This window comes from Tibeticola sediminis (assembly GCF_003843835.1).
GTDB lineage: Bacteria > Pseudomonadota > Gammaproteobacteria > Burkholderiales > Burkholderiaceae_C > Tibeticola > Tibeticola sediminis.
On sequence record NZ_RKQL01000006.1, the window covers coordinates 1 to 19,942 of the forward strand.

Here is a 19,942-nt window from a genome sequence, read left to right on the forward strand (position 1 = left end):
CGTCGCGCATCCCGGCTGCGGGCGGTCTGCGTCGTTGCAAATCCTCGCCATAGCTTCGGCTATGGCTGCGGTTTGCGCCTCGCATCCCATCCCGCCGCCGGGTGCGCGCCATCGCGGGAACTTATTCAGCGTTGCCATAGTTTTTTGGGAGATCTTTGATCATGATGGTTTTGTACTCTGGGACGACCTGTCCGTTTTCTCATCGCTGCCGATTTGTGCTGTTCGAAAAAGGCATGGACTTTGAGATTCGCGACGTCGATCTCTACAACAAGCCAGAGGACATCAATGTCATGAACCCGTACGGACAGGTTCCGATCCTGGTCGAGCGGGATTTGATTCTGTACGAATCCAACATCATCAACGAGTACATCGACGAGCGTTTCCCGCATCCCCAACTGATGCCCGGCGACCCTGTCGACCGTGCCCGAGTGCGCCTGTTTCTCCTCAACTTCGAAAAAGAGCTGTTCACGCACGTCTCCACGCTCGAAAATCGCACGAACAAAGGCAACGAGAAGGCCTTGGAGAAGGCGCGCCAGCACATCCGTGAGCGGCTCACTCAGCTCGCTCCGGTGTTTACCAAGAACAAATATATGCTTGGTGAGAACTTTTCGATGCTTGACGTGGCCATTGCGCCGCTGCTCTGGCGTCTGGATCACTACGGGATCGAGCTCAGCAAAAATGCGGCCCCGCTGCTCAAGTATGCCGAGCGGATTTTTTCGCGGCCGGCCTACATCGAGGCGCTGACGCCGTCGGAAAAGGTCATGCGCAAATGATCGGGAGGATCGCCCCATGGCGCTCGTGACGACGCTCGACCCTCCGAGTGCGCGGCCTTATCTTCTCCGCGCGCTTTATGAGTGGGCGATGGACCAGGGCCACACGCCGCATGTCGTCGTTGCGGTGGATGCGAGCGTTCAGGTTCCCCGTGAGTATGTTCAGGACGGCCAAATCGTGCTCAATATAGGGCCAGAGGCGACCAGCGGGCTGAGTCTTGGGAACGATTGGATCTGTTTCAAGGCCCGTTTTGGCGGCGTGCCCCGCGACATTCGATTCCCGCCGACGCGGGTGATGGCTTTCTTCAGCCGCGAGACTGGAGAAGGATTGGGTTTTGCCGTCTATGACGCCGATTCGGAGGCGGGAGACGAAACGAACGCGCCAGCCGGGCGAGCGGCCTCGGACGCAGCCGCTCCGCCCGCGATGCAACTGATTCCAGGGCAGGCTTCAGACGAGGGCGATGAAAAGGGCCCGCCGCCCCCGGCGGGTCCTCGACCGGCCCTGCGGCGCATCAAGTAGCAGGGGATGGGGCGCTGGCTATACTTTCGCCCCAACAGCCGGGTTAGCTCAGCTGGTAGAGCAACCGCCTTGTAAGCGGTAGGTCGTCCGTTCGAGTCGGACACTCGGCACCAATTCCCGGGCCGCCAGGCGCATCGGTCGAATTGGTGCGGTTGGTCTGGCCACGATGGCCACGAATTCAGCGTGGCCGGATGATCTTGATTCGAAGCGTCTGCACGGACCAGCCATGGCTACGGAGGTGCGCGAGCAGGGCTGGACTGAGCTGGCGAAGCTTGGCCGCGGCAGCCGGGCTGGCGACGAGCAGGCACCACTCTTCTTCCTCAATGGGCCCGGGCTGGATTTGTGACCGCAGCGGCGCGGGAAGGAGCGCCCGTATGGCTTTGAGGCGTTCACCCGATTCCTGAGCCCGTGCGGCGAGGCTCGCCAGGCTGGGCTCATCTTTCGCGGCCTGCCACAGCGGGATGGGTTCGTGTCGACGAACAGATTCGCTCATATGGGTTGGATTCTTCGTGTCAAGCTGAACAAGCGCACCGGCGTCCCCGGGCACCCTTTGGCCTTTCGACATGCGCTCGGCCGATGCGCGTCGGGTGCGAAGTAAAATGAAACGTTACCCAGGCGCCGCCGGGGCCGCTCGGCTCCATCGCGGTGTCCGGCAATCCCTCTTCGACGATTCACCAAAACAGGATCGGCCCAGCCCCGAGATGGGGTGTTCAGGGTCGAGTATGCATGGCCCTCAACCTCCTGACCAAAATTTTTGGCAGCCGCAATGAGCGACTGTTGAAGCAGTATCGCAAGACCGTCGAGCGCATCAATGCGCTGGAGCCGGAGCTGGCGCGGCTGGACGACGATGCGCTCCAGGCCAAGACGGAAGCGTTCAAGCAGCGGCTGCAGCAGGGCGAGACGCTCGACGCTCTGTTGCCCGAAGCCTTCGCAGTCGTGCGCGAGGCGTCCAAGCGCGTCATGAAGATGCGTCACTTCGACGTGCAGCTGATGGGCGGTATCGCCCTGCATCAAGGCAAGATTGCCGAAATGCGCACCGGTGAAGGGAAAACCTTGACCGCCACCTTGCCCGTTTATCTGAACGCGCTGACCGGGCGTGGGGTGCACGTGGTCACCGTCAACGACTATTTGGCGCAGCGGGACGCTCAGTGGATGGGGCGCCTGTACAACTTTCTTGGGCTCAGTGTGGGCATCAATTTGCCGCATCTGTCGCGCGAGGAAAAGCAGGCGGCCTACAACGCCGACATCACCTACGGTACGAACAACGAGTACGGCTTCGACTACCTGCGCGACAACATGGTCTACGAGGCGCGTGACCGGGTGCAGCGGCCGCTGCATTATGCGATCGTGGACGAGGTGGACTCGATCTTGATCGACGAGGCCCGAACGCCCCTCATCATCAGCGGTCAGGCCGAGGACCACACGGATCTCTACCTGGCGATGAACGCGATCGCCCCGCTGCTGGAGCGGCAGGAGGGCGAGGCCGACCCCAGAACGGGCGAAGGCGTGATCAAGCCGGGCGATTTCACGGTCGACGAGAAATCCCGCCAGGTCTACCTCACCGAGCGCGGGCACGAGACGGCTGAGCGGCTGTTGGCCGAGCGGGGCCTGATTCCCGAAGGCGCGAGCCTCTATGACCCGGCCAACATCACGCTGATGCACCACTTGTATGCGGCGTTGCGGGCGCACCATCTCTACCACCGCGATCAGCATTACGTCGTGCAAAACGGCGAGGTTGTGATCGTCGACGAATTCACGGGCCGTTTGATGACGGGACGTCGCTGGAGCGATGGCTTGCATCAGGCGGTCGAAGCCAAGGAAGGGGTGCCGATCCAGGCCGAAAACCAAACCCTGGCCTCGATCACATTCCAGAACTATTTCCGCCTGTACGAAAAGCTCGCGGGCATGACGGGAACGGCCGACACCGAGGCGTACGAGTTCCAGGAGATTTACGGCCTCGAAACGGTCGTGATTCCCCCAAACCGTCCGAGCCAGCGGGTCGACCAGCTCGACCGGGTTTACAAGACCGCCGAGGAGAAGTATCGGGCCGCGATCGCCGACATCCGGGAGTGTCACGAGCGGGGGCAGCCCGTGCTGGTCGGCACGACCTCGATCGAGAATTCGGAGATCATCTCGAACTTGCTGCAGAAAGAAGGCTTGCCGCACCAGGTGCTCAACGCCAAGCAGCATGCGCGCGAGGCGGAAATCGTGGCTCAAGCCGGCCGTCCCGGCATGATCACCATCGCCACCAACATGGCGGGGCGCGGTACCGACATCGTGCTCGGCGGCAATGTGGAAAAGCTGATCGAGGCGGTCGAGGCCGATCCGGCGCTCGACGAAGCGGGGAAGAAAGCGCGCATCGAGGCTCTGCGGGCGCAATGGCAGCAGGATCATGAGCGCGTGAAGGCGCTCGGGGGTCTGCGGATCATTGCGACCGAGCGTCACGAGTCACGTCGTATCGACAACCAACTGCGCGGACGTTCCGGTCGGCAGGGCGACCCGGGTTCGTCGCGGTTCTATCTGAGCCTCGACGACCCGCTGATGCGCATCTTTGCCGGCGACCGCGTGCGGGCGATCATGGATCGCCTCAACATGCCCGAAGGCGAGGCGATCGAGGCAGGGATCGTCACCCGATCGATCGAGAGCGCCCAGCGCAAGGTCGAGGGGCGCAACTTCGACATCCGCAAGCAGTTGCTGGAGTACGACGACGTTGCGAACGACCAGCGCAAGGTGATTTATCAGCAGCGCAACGACATTCTCGACGCCACCGATCTGTCGGCGCAGATTGCGGCCTTGCGCGATGGCTGCTTCACCGACCTCGTGCGCCAGTACGTTCCGGCGGATTCGGTCGAAGAGCAGTGGGATCTGGCCGGCCTGGAGCGGGTCTTGGCCGAAGAGTGGCAACTGGAGGTGCCGCTTCAATCCTGGGTGCAATCGGCCGAGGCCGTCACCGATGAGGACATCCTCGAGCGGGTGCTGACGGCGGCGCGCGAAGCGTTTGAAGCCAAGGTCGAGCGCATCGGGCGGGAGAACTTCACCCAGTTCGAGCGGATCGTGCTGCTTCAGAGCATCGACACGCATTGGCGTGAACATTTGAGCGCGCTCGATTACCTACGTCAGGGAATCCACCTGCGCGGCTATGCGCAGAAGCAGCCCAAGCAGGAATACAAGCGCGAGGCTTTCGAGCTTTTCGGCCAGATGCTCGATGCCATCAAGAACGATGTGACCAAGGTTTTGATGACGGTCCGAGTCGAATCCGGCGAGCAGGTCGAACAGGCCGCCGAGGCGCTGGAGCAACAGGCTGAACGCGTGAGCAACGTGACCTATACAGCGCCGACCGAAACCGGCGAGGTCGAAACCGTCGTCGATGCCACGACCGCGACCCCGCCGCGCGCAGGCCAAGCCGGCTTGGCCGCCCAGCAGCGCGTGGGGCGCAACGACCCGTGTCCTTGCGGCAGCGGCAAGAAATACAAGCATTGTCACGGCAAGCTGGCCTGAGAGGCTGAGAGGCTGAGAGGGAATTGGTCATGCCCGCTTTGACGTCCCAAAACACGCCAGAGGGCGTTGCAAATGCGCGCCGTAGCCCGAGCTACGGCTGTGCTTTGCGCCTACTCGGGCGCGTTTTGGGGCGCCCCTTCGGGCACGCCCAATTCCCTCTCAGCCTCTGAGCGCGGCGCGCCTTTCCATCCCGATCGCGACTTTCACCGAAGAGGTATCAACGATGGCCGTGTCCCTGTTTCCGCCCCGCGCCGAGGCGCTGTTTCCGGTCCCTGGGGTTCGAATTGGTGTGACCGAGGCGGGCATCCGTAAGCCTGGGCGCAAGGACTTGACGGTGTTCCTGCTCGACGATGGGGCCGCGGTCGCTGGCGTCTTCACGCAAAACCGGTTCTGCGCGGCGCCGGTGCAGGTTTGCCGGGATCATCTCGCACGCGGCGCGGGGATCCGGGCCTTGGTGATCAATACCGGCAACGCCAATGCCGGGACGGGCCAAAGCGGGCTGGTCCATGCGCGTGCGACTTGCGTGGCCTTGGCGCGACTGCTCCAGCTGGCGCCGGAGCAGGTGCTGCCGTTCTCCACCGGCGTCATCATGGAGCCGCTGCCGTTCGATCGCATCGAGGCGGGGCTCCCCGCCGCGGTGGCCAACGCCGCCGCCGATCACTGGCTGCGTGCGGCCGAGGGCATCATGACGACAGACACGGTGCCCAAGGCGGCCAGCCGCCGGGTGCGGCTGTCGGGCGGGGAGGTGACGATCACGGGCATCGCCAAGGGTGCCGGCATGATTAGGCCCAACATGGCGACGATGCTGGGCTTCATCGCCACCGACGCGTGCATCGACCCGGCGATGATGCAAACGCTCGTTATGGAGCTGGCAGATGCCTCCTTCAACCGCATCACGATCGATGGCGATACCTCGACCAACGATTCCTTCCTGCTCGTCGCCACGCAACAGGCCATGCATACACCGATTCGGGACGCAGCCAGCGAGGACGGTCGCCGCTTGAGGGCGGCTTTGCTGGAAGTGGCGCAAACCTTGGCGCAGGCGATCGTCCGCGATGGCGAGGGCGCGACCAAATTCATCACCGTCCGTGTCGAAGGCGGCGCGAGCGCCGAAGAGTGCCGGAAGGTCGCATATGCGATCGCCCACTCGCCGCTCGTGAAGACGGCGTTCTACGCGAGCGACCCGAACCTGGGCCGGATCCTGGCGGCGGTGGGCTATGCCGGCATCGGTGATTTGGATCAGACCCGGATCGATCTGTACCTCGACGACGTGCATGTCGTGACCGGCGGCGGGCGTCACCCGGACTATTCGGAAGCGGACGGGCAGCGCGTGATGAAGCAGGCCGAAATTCAGGTGCGGGTCGGTCTGGGACGGGGGACTCATGCCGAGACGATCTGGACCTGCGACCTGAGTCACGACTACGTTTCGATCAACGCGGATTACCGTTCTTGAAGCGCAGGCGTAAGCCGAAGGGAAACGATCGATGGATCCGCGTTGGGAACATTTGCTGCGTCGTGCGGAACAGATGTTCGATCGCCTCGAGGCGATCCTGCCGCAGCCCCTGTCTCCACCCAATTGGAGCGAAGCGATCGCCTGGCGTTACCGTAAGCGGGCGTCGGGCCATGGCGCGCTCGAGCCGGTGCGGCACCTCGCGCCGCTGCGGCTCGAGGATCTTCGCGCGGTCGACGAGCAAAAAGAGCGCGTGGTCGCGAACACGCGGCAGTTCGTCCGAGGTCTACCGGCGAACAACGTGCTGCTCACCGGTGCGCGGGGTACGGGCAAGTCCTCGCTGATCAAGGCGTGTTTGAATGCGTTCGCCGATCAGGGGCTGCGGCTGATCGAAGTCGACAAGGCCGACCTGACCGATCTGCCCGACATCATCGACCTGGTGGCTTCGCGGCCCGAGCGTTTCATCATCTTCTGCGACGACCTGAGTTTCGAGGAGGGTGAGAGTGGCTACAAGGCCCTCAAGTCGGTGCTCGATGGGTCGGTCGCGGCGGCTTCGCACAACGTGCTGATTTATGCGACCAGCAACCGCAGGCACCTCTTACCCGAATACATGCGTGACAACCTGGAAGCGACGCGGGGCCCCGGTGGCGAGCTGCACCCGGGCGAGGTCGTGGAGGAAAAGATCTCGCTGTCCGAGCGCTTTGGCCTTTGGGTGAGTTTTTACCCGTTCGGGCAGGAAGAGTATCTCGCGATCGTGGGTCAGTGGCTCGCGGCGCTGGGCGCCACGGACGCAGAGATCGCGGCGGCGCGGCCGCAGGCGCTGGTTTGGGCGCTCGAGCGAGGGTCGCGCAGCGGACGGGTTGCGTATCAGTTCGCGCGGGATTTCATGGGAAAGCGCGGCGTCTCGGCATGAGGTCTTCTTCGCCGGTGCTCCGTGTCGACCCTGAGCGCCCCCGGGACGTGGCGGACGGCGAGCGTCCGATCACGGATGTCGCGGTGGGCATCTTGGTCGATCCGGCCGGGCGTTTTCTCATGACCAGTCGCCCCCCTGGCAAGCCCTATGCAAGGTACTGGGAGTTTCCGGGCGGCAAGGTCGAGCCCGGCGAAAGCGTCGAAGCGGCGCTGGCGCGGGAACTGCGCGAGGAACTGGGCATCTCGGTTGAAGCCTGCACGGTCTGGCGTGAGGAGGTGGTGGACTACCCCCATGCACTGGTGCGTTTGCACTTTTGTCGGGTGCAGCGATGGACGGGAAGTCTGCAAATGCTCGAAGGCCAGCAGGCCTCGTGGGAAACCCTGCCCGTGCAGCTCGCCCCGATTCTCCCCGGCTCGCTGCCGGTGCTGCGTTGGCTCGCCGAGGCCCCGGTCGAATCGATCTCAAAATAAGAGCAAGAAGTGACCGATTGATGCCGGCAACGGCGTCAAAAACCTGAATTTTTCCCGGATTCGGGCGGTTCAGCCTCGGCCGGCGCGTCCTCGCGGCTGGGCAGCCGGAATTGCTCGCTGGCCCAGGCGCCCAAGTCGATCTGGCGGCAGCGGGCGCTGCAAAACGGGCGGTACGGATTTTCAGGGCCGTACACCGCCGGCCCCCCACACGCGGGGCAGCGGACGATCCGGGGTCGGGCTGGGGGTTCGACGGGCTCGGGCGCACACACGGTGTTGGCTCCGGCGTTCAGGCGCAGAGGGTGAGGTCGAAGCTGACGTCGTCGTGCGTAGCGACGAGGCGGTTTTCAGGCCCCATGCGCAACAGCCGAACCGAGACGAGCAGCCGATTGCCACTGATTTCGGGAACCAACCCCAGTTCCGGCGCCAGCCGCAGCCGCAGGAGCTGAAACGTTTTGCCCTGTGGAAGCGTCTGCTGAAATTGCCCGGCCGTCGCAACGACCCGCTGCGGCATGCCCGACTCGCGCAGCATGCGCAACAGCATCCGTACCGAGCGCGCCAGAGGTTGCAAACACGCCGTCCACGCCTGCAAGTCGCGTTGGCGGTCTTCGGCGTCGAGGTGTTGCCAGGCGTGATAGGACGGCAGATCGAATTCGAAGGTTCCACCCGGAATGGCCGCGCGGCTGCGCACGCTCATGAGCCAGTCATTTTCCGTCAGGGTGTGACCGGTCTTTCCAGACAGCGCTGCGAGATCGGCAAAGCAATGGTCGAGCCCCGCGATGACCTCGTCGAGCGCCCGCTCCGAGATGGCGGGGTTGCCGCGGTAGCCGTTGAGCACCTGCTTTTGCCGCTCCAGGTCCTTGAGCACCTCGGACTTCAGGTCGGCCCGGGTCGCGACGTCCATGATTTCGAACAGCGTGACCAAGGCGAAATGGTGGTCGATGGGCGAAACACGCGGAATCAGGACATCGAGCCGGTCCAGCAGATGCTGCAGCCGAAGATAGGTCCGGATGCGTTCGTTGAAAGGGTATTCGTACAGAATCACGCGGGTGCTTTCGCCGAAGGCGCTGTTTCAGTGAGAAGGTCGGAATCGCTGAACATCATAGCCCGATGCAAGCAGCGAGCTGCGCAACCGAACGACGCAGTTCGTCGAGGCTCACGCCTTCGTTGAAGACGACGGCGTCGGCGGCGGCCAATCGCTCCTGCCGGCTGGCCTGTACATCGATGATGCGTTGAACCTCGTCGGCACGCAGCCCATTGCGGGCGCAGACCCGTGCGATTTGCGTTTCGGTGCGGCAATCGACGACGATGATGCGATCCAGCCGCGGTCGCCACCGGCGCGACTCGACCAGCAGCGGAATGTCCAACACGATGCAGCGCGCGCCCGCAGCTTCCTGGCGCGCGACTTCCTGCGCAATTTCCCGTGCCACCAGCGGGTGGACGATGGCTTCGAGATCGGCCTTGGCTTGGGCATCGGAGAAAACCAGGCTGCGCATACGCGCGCGGTCCACAGCCCCTTCGGGCGTGATCAGCTCAGGCCCAAAGCGTCGGGTGATGTCGGCGATGGCAGCACCACCGGCCGCCGTGACCCGGTGCGCGACGGCGTCGGCATCGATGATCGCGGCACCGAGTGCCTGCAGCATCGCGGCGACCGTGCTTTTGCCGCTGCCGATGCCTCCGGTCAGGCCGACATGCCAGCTTGCCGCCGCTTCCAAAGCCGCTCCTCAGAGGCCCAGTGCCCGCAGGATGCTCTGCGGGCCAAACACCATCGCCGTCAACCCGGCGCCAGCGAGGAAGGGGCCGAAGGGAACATAGCCTCCTTCCCGCAAGCCGCTGTTGAGTTTGAGCGCGATGCCCACGAGCGCGCCGATGATGGATGCCATGAGGATCATCGGCACCAAAGCCTGCCAGCCAAACCAGGCCCCGAGCGCTGCGAAGAGCTTGAAGTCTCCAAAACCCATGCCTTCTTTGCCCGTGACCAGCTTGAAGCTCCAGTAAACCAGCCACAGCGAAGCATAGCCGGCGGCAGCGCCCCAGACGGCGTCGTGCAGGGTCAGATCGATCCAGCCCAGGTCGCTCGCGATCAGGCCGGCCCAGAGCAGCGGCAAGGTCAACGAGTCCGGGAGGAAGGTGGTGTCCCAATCGATCAACGCCGCTGCGAGCAACACGGTGGCGAAGAAGATCCAGGCAGCCGCCGTCGGCGTCAAGCCCCAACGCCAGAGGCAGCCCGCAAACACCGCCGAGACGGCCAGCTCGACCAAGGGATAGCGCAGGCTGATGCGGGTGTGGCACTGCGAGCACCGTCCGCGGAGCGCAAGGTAGCTCAGGACCGGAATGTTTTCGTACCAACGGATGACATGCCCGCAGTGCGGGCAGGCCGAGCGAGGGACGGCCAGATTGAAGGGCTCGGCGGAGGGCGCTGGCGCGCCGGTGAGCTGGGCGCACTCGGTGGCCCAGGCGCGCTCCATCATCTTGGGCAGCCGGTAGATGACGACATTCAAAAAACTGCCCACGAGCAGACCCAAAACGGCGGCCAATGCCGCCGCGATACCGGTGTCCATCGCCATCAGACGACCTGCCCCAGTTTGAAGATCGGCAGGTACATCGAGACCACGATGCCCCCGATGATGACGCCGAGGAACACGATGATGATGGGCTCCATCAGGCTCGAGAGACCCGCGACCATCTCGTCGACCTCGGCCTCGTAGAAGTCGGCCGCCTTGCCCAGCATGTGGTCGAGTGCACCCGATTCCTCGCCGATCGCCGTCATCTGCAGCACCATGCTCGGGAACAGGTTGGCGTTCCCCATGGCCGCCGTGAGGCTGCTGCCGGTGCTCACCTCTTGCTGGATTTTGCGGGTGGCTTGCGCGTAGACCAAATTGCCCGAGGCGCCGCCCACCGAGTCGAGCGCCTCGACCAGAGGGACGCCGGCGGCAAACATCGTCGACAGCGTTCGGGTCCAGCGCGCGACGACGGCTTTTTCGATCAAAGGGCCAAAGATGGGGATTTTCAACAGCAGCCGGTCCATGAACATTTGCACCTTCTCGCTGCGCTTCCAGGCTTGCATGAAGAAGTAAAACGCCGCGCCCAGGCCGCCAAAAATCAACCACCAGTACTTCACGAAGAATTCGCTCATCGCAATCACGAAGAGCGTCGGTGCCGGCAGGTCTGCGCCGAACGAGGTGAACACCTGCTTGAACGCGGGAATGACGAAAATCATGATGACGGTCACGACCACGAAGGCGACGACGATCACGGAGATCGGGTACATCAGCGCCGAGCGGATCTTCGACTTGATTGCCTCGGTCTTCTCCATGTAGGTCGCCAACCGGTCGAGCAGGGCTTCGAGAATACCGGCCGCCTCGCCCGCCTCGACGAGGTTGCAATAAAGGCTGTCGAAGTACATCGGGTACTTGCGGAACGCGGCGCTCAGCGAGGTGCCGGTCTCGACGTCGGCACGGATGTCGTTGAGCAGCTTGGTCACGCTCGGGTTCGGGTTGCCCCGCGCCACGATGTCGAACGACTGCAACAGCGGAACGCCGGCCTTCATCATCGTGGCGAGCTGCCGCGTGAAGAGCGCAATGTCCTTGGGCTTGATGCGCTTGCCGCCACGCATCCGCCGCTTCTTGATCTTCGTCGGCAGGATGCCTTGCCGACGAAGCATGGCCTGGACCTGGTTCTCGCCAGCCGCCCGGGTTTCGCCGCGGACGGTTTTCCCGCTGCGGTCTTTGCCTTCCCACTCGAACACGAGTTCCTGTGCGCTCTTAGCGGCTGTGGCCATGCCGTTCTCCCTTGAATTCCATGCGACTGTTCACTCGTTCAGACATTGGTCACCGCCAGCACCTCTTCGAGCGTCGTCAGACCCTGGCGCACCTTGAGCAAGCCCGACTGGCGCAGCGAGCGGACGCCCTCGCGTTCGGCCTGCTCGGCAATTTCCATCGCGCTGCCGTCGCGCAGGATGATGCGCTGAATCTCCTCGCTGATCGGCATGACCTGATAGATGCCGACGCGACCTTTGTAGCCTTCGTTGCAACTGGCGCAGCCGACCGCCCGATAAGGTACCCAGCTCCCATCGAGCTCCTCCTCCCGGAAACCCGCGTCGAGCAGCGCTTCGCGTGGCAGGTCGACGGGCGTTTTGCACTTGGGACATAGGCGGCGCGCCAGGCGCTGCGCCGTGATGAGGATGACGCTCGAGGCGATGTTGAAGGGCGCGATGCCCATGTTGCGCAGCCGCGTGAGCGTCGCCGGTGCGTCGTTGGTGTGCAGGGTCGACAGGACGAGGTGGCCGGTCTGGGCAGCCTTGATGGCGATGTCGGCGGTTTCGAGATCGCGGATTTCGCCGACCATGATGATGTCGGGATCCTGCCGGAGGAAGGCTTTGAGTGCCGAAGCGAACGTCAGGCCGGCCTTTTCGTTGACGTTGACCTGGTTGACGCCGGGGAGGTTGATTTCCGACGGGTCTTCCGCGGTCGAGATGTTGACCCCCGGCTTGTTGAGCAGGTTCAGGCAGGTGTAGAGCGAGACCGTCTTGCCCGAGCCCGTCGGCCCGGTGACCAGAATCATGCCGTAGGGGCGTTCAATCGCCTGCAGCAGGCGCTGCTTTTCTTCGGGCTCGTAGCCCAGGGCATCGATACCGAGTTTGGCGCTGCTCGGGTCGAGAATCCGGATGACGATCTTCTCGCCGAACAGCGTGGGCAGCGAACTCACCCGGAAATCGATGGTTCGGTTCGGCCCCACCTTGAGTTTCATGCGTCCATCCTGCGGCACGCGCTTCTCCGAGATGTCCATCTTGGAGATGACCTTGATCCGCGAGGCGAGCTTTTCCTTGATGGCGACCGGCGGCGAGGTGATTTCCCGCAGCACGCCGTCGATCCGAAAGCGTACGCGGTAGTTGAACTCGTAGGGCTCGAAATGCAGGTCCGACGCGCCCATGTTGACCGCGTCGACCAACATTTTCTGCAGGAAGCGGACCACCGGGGCGTCATCGACTTCCGAGCTGACCGCGTCGGTGTCGTTGTTGCCTTCCTCCGCGGTCTCGACATCGAAATCGAAGTCCGCCCCGATGACTTGTTCCAGCGATTCGCTGGCCGATTTGGTGACCTGTTCGACGAGACGGGTCAGCTTGTCGTATTCGGCGATGATCCAGTCCACCCCGAGCTGGGTGCGGAACTTGATCTGTTCGGCGACCTTGGTGTCCGACGGGTCGGCCGTCGCCACGATCAGTTGGTTACCGCGCTTGCTCAGCGGAAGCACGCGGTGTTCAGCGCAAAATTTCGCATCGAGCAAGCCCTTGGGCAGCCGATCGACATCGACCGCCTCGAGATCGATCAGCGGCACCGCAAAAGCGGTCGCGATGGTGTGCGCGAGGTCGGCGGCCGAGACGGCGCCCGAACTCGTCAACTCGACGATGAAATTGGTCTTGCCAGACTGGGCTTTCCGATAGAGGTCTTCAGCCAGCTTCTGACTGAGCTTGCCAGCCATCACCAGCGCACGGGCCAGCCCGGGAAGGGCGACGCCGCTGGGGCTGGTGATCGGGGATTCGTTGATGGCCATTCAGCGCAGTGGTTCTGTCACAACACAATGAGATCGAGCGATCTTCGCTGATTGGTGTCTGGCTGTAAACCTCGCGCAGGGGCGCAACGTGCCGAAGTTGGCAGCCAGTCGCCTCGAAGCGACAGCGTCGCAGGCCGCTGGTCCGCGTTGCCTCGACCCGTGCCAACAAAAAGCCCCGCGAAAGCGGGGCTGATCTGGCGCAGGGCGCAACTGCTGAAATCTGGTCGGGGTGAGAGGATTCGAACCTCCGGCCTCTACGTCCCGAATTCCATCCGGACGCCTTTTCGGGCCTCTTCTGAACGAAGAATCAACATCTTAGCATGTTTTTGCATGGCGTTGCGCGACGTTGCATGAGGGGTTGTTGGAGCAGTTTTGGAGCAGCGGCACTACGGTCTGCTCCAGAACACCGTAGCCAGCTGGGTCGTATAGGAACCGGCTTATACGGTTGGCCAGATTGGTCCGCCGCTACCTGTCTGGACCCGTCAGCAGCGGCTCTCGGAGCCCCTTTCGGCAGCGCCCAGCCAAGCGGTCAGAGGTACTTGTCCTTCCAGCGCGCCGCATCTGCCACGAGCTGGGTCAGCCGCTCGGCCTGCTTGGCCACGAAGTCGGCAATGCCTTGCACGAAGGCCCGCTCGGCTTCGCCCTCGTAATCGGCAGCCTGGGCTTGTGCGGCGGCCTCTGCTGCGGCCAGCTTCGCCAGCCGTTGGCCTTCCCGGCGCATCAGCTTGCGGTCAACGCCGCAGCGTGCGGCAAAGTCGGCCAGTGCGAAGGCCGAGACCTCGGCGTGGCTGAAGACGTCGCCGTAGGCCATGGCCAGCTCGGTGTCTAAGCCGTCGTACTGCAGCACGCTGACGAGGTCGTACCAGGGTGTGGTGGGCTCCAGCAGGCCGCCCGGGCGCACGAAGAACGAGAAGTTTTTGCCGTGGGCATCGCTGTTGCCAATCAAGAACTGGAAGAGCGCCCAGCGCAGCATGGCTAGCCGGGTGGCCGCCTTGTTGGCTGTGAGGTCGGCGCAGCCGAACAATCGTTCGAAGCTCACGCCGTCGCGGATGTGGCGCACCGCCTCGGCACTGCCCAGGTTGCGCTCGTACTTGTAGGCCACGGGCAGGTCGCACGCCTGGCAGGCGTCGATGATGTGCTGGCGGTGAACCCGCGGCTGGCCGCCGACGTTCTCGACTTCGCGGTCGAAGCGCCGCACAACCAGTACCGGGCGGGGTGTGCGCAACAGGCGCACCTCAGCGGCCGGCAGTTTCATGCGGCGGGCCAGCGACATGCAGAAGTGCTCGTTGACCGCCAGGTGCGGCGTCTGCGGGTTGCCGGTGTCGGGCTTGAGGATGTGGGTGGAGGCCAGTCGCTGCCCTTCAACAAGGAACAGCCGCCCGCCCTCCAGCAGTGGCCGGTCGAGATAGAGCAGCAGCTTGTCTTGCAGGCCGGCCACTGACATGCGCACCTTGCCGTCCCACACCGTCAGCGGCACGTGCTCGCGCTCGGCGATGCGCTGGTCGAGTTCCTGGAGGGGGATTTCTCGCAGGATGGGTTCGGCGGTGGGTGGTGCCGGGCTTGCATCCCCAGTGAAGCGCAGGGCACCCGCGGTTTCGGCACCAAGCGCCCAGATGAGACCGAAGACGTTGGTCTTGGCCAGGCCGTTGTAGGCCACGGCCACGTCCAGCGCACGCCCCTCGGGCAGAAGGTGCTCGATGAAGCGCTTGATGGAGGCGGACGCGTAGTTGGCCGCTGGGCGAACCAGGGGCAGCGCCGGAGACAGTGGGTAAGACTTGGCGTCGGCGACCCAGGGTTCGGCATAGTTCAGGCCCCAGCGGTCGTCGCGCCCTTCGTGCTCGATGGTGGCGACCTGAGCTCCGTCGGCCCAGACGTGCAGTGCGTGGGTCATGCTGACCGCCTCATGGCTTCGGGACGGCTGGAGGAACCGTCGGGCTGCCAGAGCTGCCCGAGCCGCTTGATGAGGCCGCCTCTCGTGCCCACGGGTGCTCCTTGGGCAGCACCATGAGCGTCAGACCCAGGCCATCGAGCACGGCCAAGGCTTTGTCCAGGCGCACCGAGCCTTGGCCGTTCTCCAGCCTTGACATGAGGTCAACCGAAACGCCGAGCAGGCCTGCCGCATCGTCAATGCGCAGCGACTGCGACTTGCGGCGCTCGCGCACGACCGGGCCCAGGTCAGGGGCTGACTGGAGCAGGGTCGGTCGGCGGCTAGCAGAGTCGGTCATTTCGGAATTTCAGTTGCAGGGCTTCTGGGGCGCGCTTCAAGAAGGAAGTTTCTGTTATTCCGAAATCATAGGCGGTTCTGGTGGGCTCATCAACTAGAATTTCGGTAAATCAGAAACAGAAGAGCTCTCGATGCGGTGTCAGGTGGTATTTCTGATTTTCCGAAACTTTGGCTGAGGTTGCAGAGGTCCGCCCGGCCCCGTACTTCCGCCATGGAACACTGACGCGATGACCGACCAACCCATGCCCCAAGGCCAACTCGACGTCCAGCGTTGGCTGGGGCGGTGCATGCTGCGGTTGCAGCAGTACGAGCGGCTGATGAAGTTGCTGCTGGCCCACCACGAGCTCGCGGGGCCTGCCGACAGGCTGGAGGCCCAGCGGGCCGCGAACTTGGAGAAGGTGTCGGAAAAGACCCTGGGTACGCTGGTCAAGTCCCTCTTCGAGAGCTACGCGGTGCCGGACGGATTCGAGCGCGAGTTGCTCCCGGAGGACAAGGTCCCGACCGACCGCATCTCCATGGCCATCAGCTACCGCATGACCATGGCTCCGGAGCGGCTCGCCGAGGTCAGAGCCCAGATTGAGGAACTGGTCGTGATGCGCAACGAGCTGGTGCACCACTTCATTGAGCGATTTGACCTCTGGAGCGACCCGGGCTGCGAGGCTGCCTTGCGCCACCTCGAGCACTGCTACCAGCGTATCGACCACCACAACGAACTGGTCGGGTGGGTCAAGACCATGGACGAGGCACGGGCCCACATGGCGGCATTCGCCGAGACCGACGTCTTTCACGACATGGTGGTGAACGGCATCGCGCCTGACGGAACCTTTGATTGGACGCACACCGGCATCGTTCGAGTGCTGCGCGAGGCCTCCGAGGCGCTCTCCGAGGGGGGCTTGACCAGACTGGACCGAGCTCGCGACTGGATAGCCGCCCACCATCCGGACCAGACCCCGAGCAAGTACGGCTGCCGCACCTGGCCGCAGGTTCTCAGCGAGTCCAAGCTGTTCGAGCTGGTCTACAAGGTCGGGGATGACGGGAAGAGGGTGGGCTGGTTCCGCGAGCGATTGGCCATTTAGCTGCGCCTGCTCTCGAGCGGTTTGGACTGCACTCGCGCAAGCAGTCCGACGGCTCAAAGAAGCACGGCTTCTAAAGTCGACAGAGCGCAGCCTCGTCGCTGAATTTAGAGCCGGGCGCAGGTTGCCTACACGGGTCTCCATCAACTCACTGGAGACCCATATGACCACCACCAAGAGTCGCCAATCGACTGATGACCATCTGACCGACGAAGTCCCACCGAGCGCTCACGACCTGCCGCGGAACGCTTCGAGCGCAAACACGACGCCAGCCAGCATGGTCCAGAAGCCGCTGTCCAGAAAAGACGTTTGTGGCTTGCTCGGTATCTCCGTGCGCACGACCCAATACTGGGTCGAGCAGGGACGCTTGCCAGAGCCTCTGTGCATTGGCCGTAAGCGGTACTGGCTGCCCCATCAGCTTGAAAAGCTGCTGCAGCCTCAAGCCCAAGAGCTGTGTAAGCAGTCCCTGGAGGCGGCACAGCCGCCTGGTCTGCCCGTGACAGAGACCCATGGGCTGTTGACGCCGACCGAAAACTGACCATCTGAAGGCCGGAGTGCCGCTTCAAAACTGACCAGGGTGAACCGCACCGGGTTTCGAGGAGGCTTACTGGCTTGAGTCAGACCCGGTGGGTCTGATGGTCAAGTTGACTACTTGGGTGTCTGGATTATCTATCTCTTGGTTCAAGCCCCCCGCAGGGGCCGCCGGAGGCCCCCCCCGGTTGGGCCATGTCCTCATGGTTCAACCTCCTGTTGCGCTGCGACGTGCTCCGGCGTCGTCGTGGATGAAACCGCCTTTGCGTGCTGCTGCCAATAGTTCGCCTCGGCCTCGGCCGGCGGGATGTAGCCGATGGGCTCGAGCAGCCGGTGGTTGTTGAACCACGACACCCATTCTAGCGTGGCCAGTTCGACCGCCTCGCGTGTCTTCCACGGCCCGCGCCGGTGGATGATCTCGGCCTTGTACAGCCCGTTGATGGTCTCGGCCAATGCGTTGTCGTAGCTGTCGCCGGTGCTGCCCACCGAGGGCTCGATGTCGGCCTCGGCGAGCCGCTCGCTGTAGCGGATCGAGACGTACTGCGAACCGCGGTCGCTGTGGTGCGTGAGGGTGCCATGGCGCCAAGGCTGGCGCGCGTACAGCGCCTGCTCCAGCGCATCGAGCACGAAGTCGGTCTGCATCGAACTGCTGACCCGCCAGCCCACGATGTAACGCGCGAACACGTCGATGATGAAGGCGACATACACGAAGCCCTGCCAGGTCGAGACGTAGGTGAAGTCGGCCACCCACAGCTGGTTCGGCCGCTGGGCTTTGAACTGCCGATTGACGCGGTCCAGCGGACACGGCGCCTTGGTATCGGGCACGGTGGTGCGCACCGCCTTGCCTCTGCGCACGCCTTGCAGCCCGCCAAGCCGCATCAGCCGCTCCACCGTGCAGCGCGCCACCAACGTGCCTTCGCGCCTGAGCTGGCGCCACACCTTGTCGGCACCGTAGATGCGCAGGTTCTGTTCGTACACGCGCCGCACTTGCGGTAACAGGCTCGCATCACGCCGCGTACGAGCCGGCAACAGCGCCGGGTTGCGCTGGCGCGCCGCGTGGCGCCGGTACGCTGACGGGGCGACCTGCAAGGCATTGCAGATCGGCTCGACCCCGCAACGCGCGCGGTGCGCGTCGATGAAGGCGTTCACTTCTTGTGATGGCGGTCGAGCTCCGCCTGGGCGAAATATGCGCTGGCCAACTTCAGGATCTCGTTGGTCTTGCGCAGTTCGCGCACCTCGCGCTCCAGTTCCTTGATGCGCTGCTGCTCGGCCGTCGTGGTGCCAGGTCGTACGCCGCTGTCGCGCTCGCCTTGGCGCACCCACTTGCGCAGCGTCTCGGCCGTGCAGCCGATCTTGCCGGCGATCGACTCGATCGCTGCCCACTGCGACGGGTACTGGTCCTTGGCGTCGAAGACCATGCGCACCGCACGCTCCTGAACCTCGGGGGAAAACTTCGGGGACTTCCTCATGATGGCTCCATTCTCTCAATCGAAGGAGCCTCCTCAAAAACCGGGGCGGTTCACCGCTTTAGGCATGCGCGCGGGCATGCTTGGGAGGTCGCTGTACGTGTGCACACGCGAGCGCATCGTCGATGTAGGGCAGGGGGCTGAGGAGTCGCCTGCCGTGCAAAAACGTGCAGCGAAACGCAAAGGCGCGCGAGGGCACGAAGACCCTCACGCGACCGACTTTGGAGCAGACTTGGAGCAGCTAGGCCGTTTTGCGCTATTTTGCGCGGTATCCGCGTTGCGCGGGCTGACCTAAGTGCTTGATTCTTCTGAAGAATTCCTGGTCGGGGTGAGAGGATTCGAACCTCCGGCCTCTACGTCCCGAACGTAGCGCTCTACCAGGCTAAGCTACACCCCGAAAAGCTTCTGTTGCGACCGATCGAATTCGCGATCAACGCGGCATCACTCCTGTCAGTGACGTCGCTCCAGAAGCTGAGTCGCCAATTGTAGCAAACCCTGGCTGTAGGCATTTTCGGGCAGGCCGCCCGCCGCTTCGGCTGCCCGCAGGGCTTCGGCGCGTGCCGCCTCCATACTGGCTTCGATGGCACCGGTTCGCTGCACGATCTGAACGATGGCGTCGAGTTGGTCGCAGCCGCCGGTTTCGATGGCGCTGCGGACCAGTGCAGCGTGTTCGGCGCTTGCGCGGCGCATGGCAAAGATCAAAGGCAGCGTCGCCTTGCCTTCGCGCAAATCATCGCCGAGGTTTTTGCCCAGCTCTTGCGGTGCACCGGTGTAGTCGAGCACGTCGTCGACCACTTGAAAGGCGGTGCCCAGCGCTTGTCCGTAGGTGGCGCAGCGGCGCTCGGTCTCGTCGTCGGCGCCCGCCAGTACGGCGCCAATGCGCGCACTGGCTTCGAAGAGCTTGGCGGTTTTGGAGCGTATGACCTGGAGGTAGCTTTCTTCGCTGAGCGATGCGTCGTGCATGTTCATCAGCTGCAGCACCTCGCCTTCAGCGATCACGTTGGTCGCGTCGGCCAGGATGCGCATGATGCGCATGTCGCCGACATCGACCATCATCTGGAAGGCGCGTGAGTAGAGGAAGTCGCCGACCAGGACGCTTGCGGCATTGCCGAAGGTCTCATTGGCCGTTGCGCGGCCGCGGCGCAGGGTCGATTCGTCGACCACGTCGTCGTGCAGCAGGGTCGCCGTGTGGATGAATTCGACCACCGCAGCGAGCGTGTGGCGCTCGCGTCGCCGGCAACCGAGGGCTTGCGCCGTCAAGAGCAGCAGCACCGGGCGCAGGCGCTTGCCGCCGGCGCCGATGATGTAGCGAGCGACTTCGCCCACCAGCGGGACGCTCGATTCCAGGCGCTCTGCGATGACGCGATCGACTGCGGCGAGATCGTCATGGACGAGTTCTTGAAAACTGAGGGCAGGGGCTGAAGTCAAGGCGTATCCCAGGGGCGAAGCTGTTCTGATTATAGAAAGCGCCGTTTCG

Annotated in this window: 20 protein-coding genes, 2 tRNA genes and 1 other annotated feature; of the genes, 10 read left to right on the top strand and 12 right to left on the bottom strand. The window is 63.7% G+C overall.

Translation table 11 applies throughout. From position 1 onward, the window contains the following. From EDC62_RS13100 to EDC62_RS11235, 4 genes are all read left to right on the top strand, one after another. Nucleotides 1-244, top strand: a 244-nt coding sequence (locus EDC62_RS13100; protein ID WP_211331009.1) for a hypothetical protein, incomplete at its 5' end; no start/stop codon positions are given. Then, nucleotides 162-773, top strand: coding sequence for a glutathione S-transferase N-terminal domain-containing protein (locus EDC62_RS11225; RefSeq protein WP_124223792.1), 612 nt, complete (start codon nucleotides 162-164; stop codon nucleotides 771-773). The genes EDC62_RS13100 and EDC62_RS11225, both read left to right, overlap by 83 nt. 25 nt (nucleotides 774-798) lie before the next feature. Further along, a complete protein-coding gene (locus EDC62_RS11230) occupies nucleotides 799-1,290 on the top strand; it encodes a ClpXP protease specificity-enhancing factor (protein WP_425469996.1) in 492 nt (163 codons plus the stop codon). Between the two features lie 37 nt (nucleotides 1,291-1,327). Then, nucleotides 1,328-1,403: transfer RNA gene (locus EDC62_RS11235), tRNA-Thr, on the top strand. A 65-nt stretch (nucleotides 1,404-1,468) separates the two neighbouring features. On the opposite strand, the gene EDC62_RS11240 is transcribed toward EDC62_RS11235, so the two are convergent. Beyond that, nucleotides 1,469-1,783, bottom strand: a complete 315-nt coding sequence (locus tag EDC62_RS11240; RefSeq protein ID WP_124223798.1) for a DciA family protein — start codon at nucleotides 1,781-1,783, stop codon at nucleotides 1,469-1,471. Between the two features lie 233 nt (nucleotides 1,784-2,016). On the opposite strand from EDC62_RS11240, the gene secA reads away from it, so the two are divergent. The 4 genes from secA (at nucleotide 2,017) to EDC62_RS11260 (ending at nucleotide 7,621) form a co-directional block, all read left to right on the top strand. Next, nucleotides 2,017-4,788: a preprotein translocase subunit SecA gene (secA, locus tag EDC62_RS11245; protein WP_124223801.1), complete on the top strand. Its 2,772-nt coding sequence runs from the start codon at nucleotides 2,017-2,019 to the stop codon at nucleotides 4,786-4,788. A 223-nt stretch (nucleotides 4,789-5,011) separates the two neighbouring features. Next, nucleotides 5,012-6,241, top strand: a complete 1,230-nt coding sequence (gene argJ, locus EDC62_RS11250; RefSeq protein WP_124223803.1) for a bifunctional glutamate N-acetyltransferase/amino-acid acetyltransferase ArgJ — start codon at nucleotides 5,012-5,014, stop codon at nucleotides 6,239-6,241. Between the two features lie 31 nt (nucleotides 6,242-6,272). Further along, a complete protein-coding gene (locus EDC62_RS11255) occupies nucleotides 6,273-7,151 on the top strand; it encodes an ATP-binding protein (protein ID WP_124223805.1) in 879 nt (292 codons plus the stop codon). After that, nucleotides 7,148-7,621, top strand: coding sequence for an NUDIX domain-containing protein (locus EDC62_RS11260; protein WP_124223808.1), 474 nt, complete (start codon nucleotides 7,148-7,150; stop codon nucleotides 7,619-7,621). The genes EDC62_RS11255 and EDC62_RS11260 overlap by 4 nt, the downstream gene beginning before the upstream one ends. Nucleotides 7,622-7,656: 35 nt before the next feature. Here EDC62_RS11260 and EDC62_RS11265 read toward each other — a convergent pair whose 3' ends face one another. From EDC62_RS11265 to EDC62_RS11300, 8 genes are all read right to left on the bottom strand, one after another. Beyond that, nucleotides 7,657-7,890 (bottom strand): DNA gyrase inhibitor YacG, encoded by a 234-nt coding sequence (locus EDC62_RS11265; protein WP_124223811.1) that lies wholly within the window; start codon nucleotides 7,888-7,890, stop codon nucleotides 7,657-7,659. 17 nt (nucleotides 7,891-7,907) lie between these two features. Then, nucleotides 7,908-8,663: a cell division protein ZapD gene (gene zapD / locus EDC62_RS11270; protein WP_124223813.1), complete on the bottom strand. Its 756-nt coding sequence runs from the start codon at nucleotides 8,661-8,663 to the stop codon at nucleotides 7,908-7,910. A 55-nt stretch (nucleotides 8,664-8,718) separates the two neighbouring features. Next, nucleotides 8,719-9,333: a dephospho-CoA kinase gene (gene coaE, locus EDC62_RS11275; RefSeq protein ID WP_124223815.1), complete on the bottom strand. Its 615-nt coding sequence runs from the start codon at nucleotides 9,331-9,333 to the stop codon at nucleotides 8,719-8,721. A gap of 9 nt (nucleotides 9,334-9,342) precedes the next feature. Beyond that, nucleotides 9,343-10,185: a prepilin peptidase gene (locus EDC62_RS11280; protein ID WP_124223818.1), complete on the bottom strand. Its 843-nt coding sequence runs from the start codon at nucleotides 10,183-10,185 to the stop codon at nucleotides 9,343-9,345. Then, nucleotides 10,185-11,399 carry a type II secretion system F family protein gene (locus EDC62_RS11285; RefSeq protein WP_124223820.1) on the bottom strand — a complete coding sequence of 405 codons (1,215 nt, stop codon included), beginning with the start codon at nucleotides 11,397-11,399 and terminating at the stop codon, nucleotides 10,185-10,187. Before EDC62_RS11285 ends, EDC62_RS11280 begins: the two co-directional genes overlap by 1 nt. Before the next feature lie 38 nt (nucleotides 11,400-11,437). Then, nucleotides 11,438-13,171: a type IV-A pilus assembly ATPase PilB gene (pilB, locus tag EDC62_RS11290; RefSeq protein WP_124223823.1), complete on the bottom strand. Its 1,734-nt coding sequence runs from the start codon at nucleotides 13,169-13,171 to the stop codon at nucleotides 11,438-11,440. A 529-nt stretch (nucleotides 13,172-13,700) separates the two neighbouring features. Continuing rightward, nucleotides 13,701-15,062: a HipA domain-containing protein gene (locus tag EDC62_RS11295; RefSeq protein WP_124223826.1), complete on the bottom strand. Its 1,362-nt coding sequence runs from the start codon at nucleotides 15,060-15,062 to the stop codon at nucleotides 13,701-13,703. Nucleotides 15,063-15,072: 10 nt separating this feature from the next. Next, nucleotides 15,073-15,396 carry a helix-turn-helix domain-containing protein gene (locus EDC62_RS11300; protein WP_124223829.1) on the bottom strand — a complete coding sequence of 108 codons (324 nt, stop codon included), beginning with the start codon at nucleotides 15,394-15,396 and terminating at the stop codon, nucleotides 15,073-15,075. Between the two features lie 226 nt (nucleotides 15,397-15,622). On the opposite strand from EDC62_RS11300, the gene EDC62_RS11305 reads away from it, so the two are divergent. Continuing rightward, entirely contained in the window at nucleotides 15,623-16,471 is an 849-nt protein-coding gene (locus EDC62_RS11305; RefSeq protein ID WP_124223831.1) for an OST-HTH/LOTUS domain-containing protein, read from the top strand. A gap of 160 nt (nucleotides 16,472-16,631) precedes the next feature. Next, nucleotides 16,632-17,006 (top strand): helix-turn-helix domain-containing protein, encoded by a 375-nt coding sequence (locus EDC62_RS11310; RefSeq protein WP_211331002.1) that lies wholly within the window; start codon nucleotides 16,632-16,634, stop codon nucleotides 17,004-17,006. Between the two features lie 194 nt (nucleotides 17,007-17,200). Here EDC62_RS11310 and EDC62_RS11315 read toward each other — a convergent pair. The 3 genes from EDC62_RS11315 to EDC62_RS11325 form a co-directional block, all read right to left on the bottom strand. Continuing rightward, nucleotides 17,201-18,468, bottom strand: a protein-coding gene (locus EDC62_RS11315) for an IS3 family transposase (protein WP_124223834.1) whose coding sequence is annotated in 2 segments (ribosomal slippage) — nucleotides 17,201-18,186 and nucleotides 18,186-18,468 — 1,269 coding nt in all. Because the reading frame shifts where the segments join, the coding sequence is not laid out codon by codon here. Next, nucleotides 18,074-18,190 (bottom strand) — a sequence feature (AL1L pseudoknot). (Overlaps the previous gene by 117 nt.) Nucleotides 18,469-18,785: 317 nt before the next feature. Next, nucleotides 18,786-18,862: transfer RNA gene (locus EDC62_RS11320), tRNA-Pro, on the bottom strand. Between the two features lie 53 nt (nucleotides 18,863-18,915). After that, a complete protein-coding gene (locus EDC62_RS11325) occupies nucleotides 18,916-19,893 on the bottom strand; it encodes a polyprenyl synthetase family protein (RefSeq protein WP_245968856.1) in 978 nt (325 codons plus the stop codon). Between the last annotated feature and the right edge of the window lie 49 nt (nucleotides 19,894-19,942).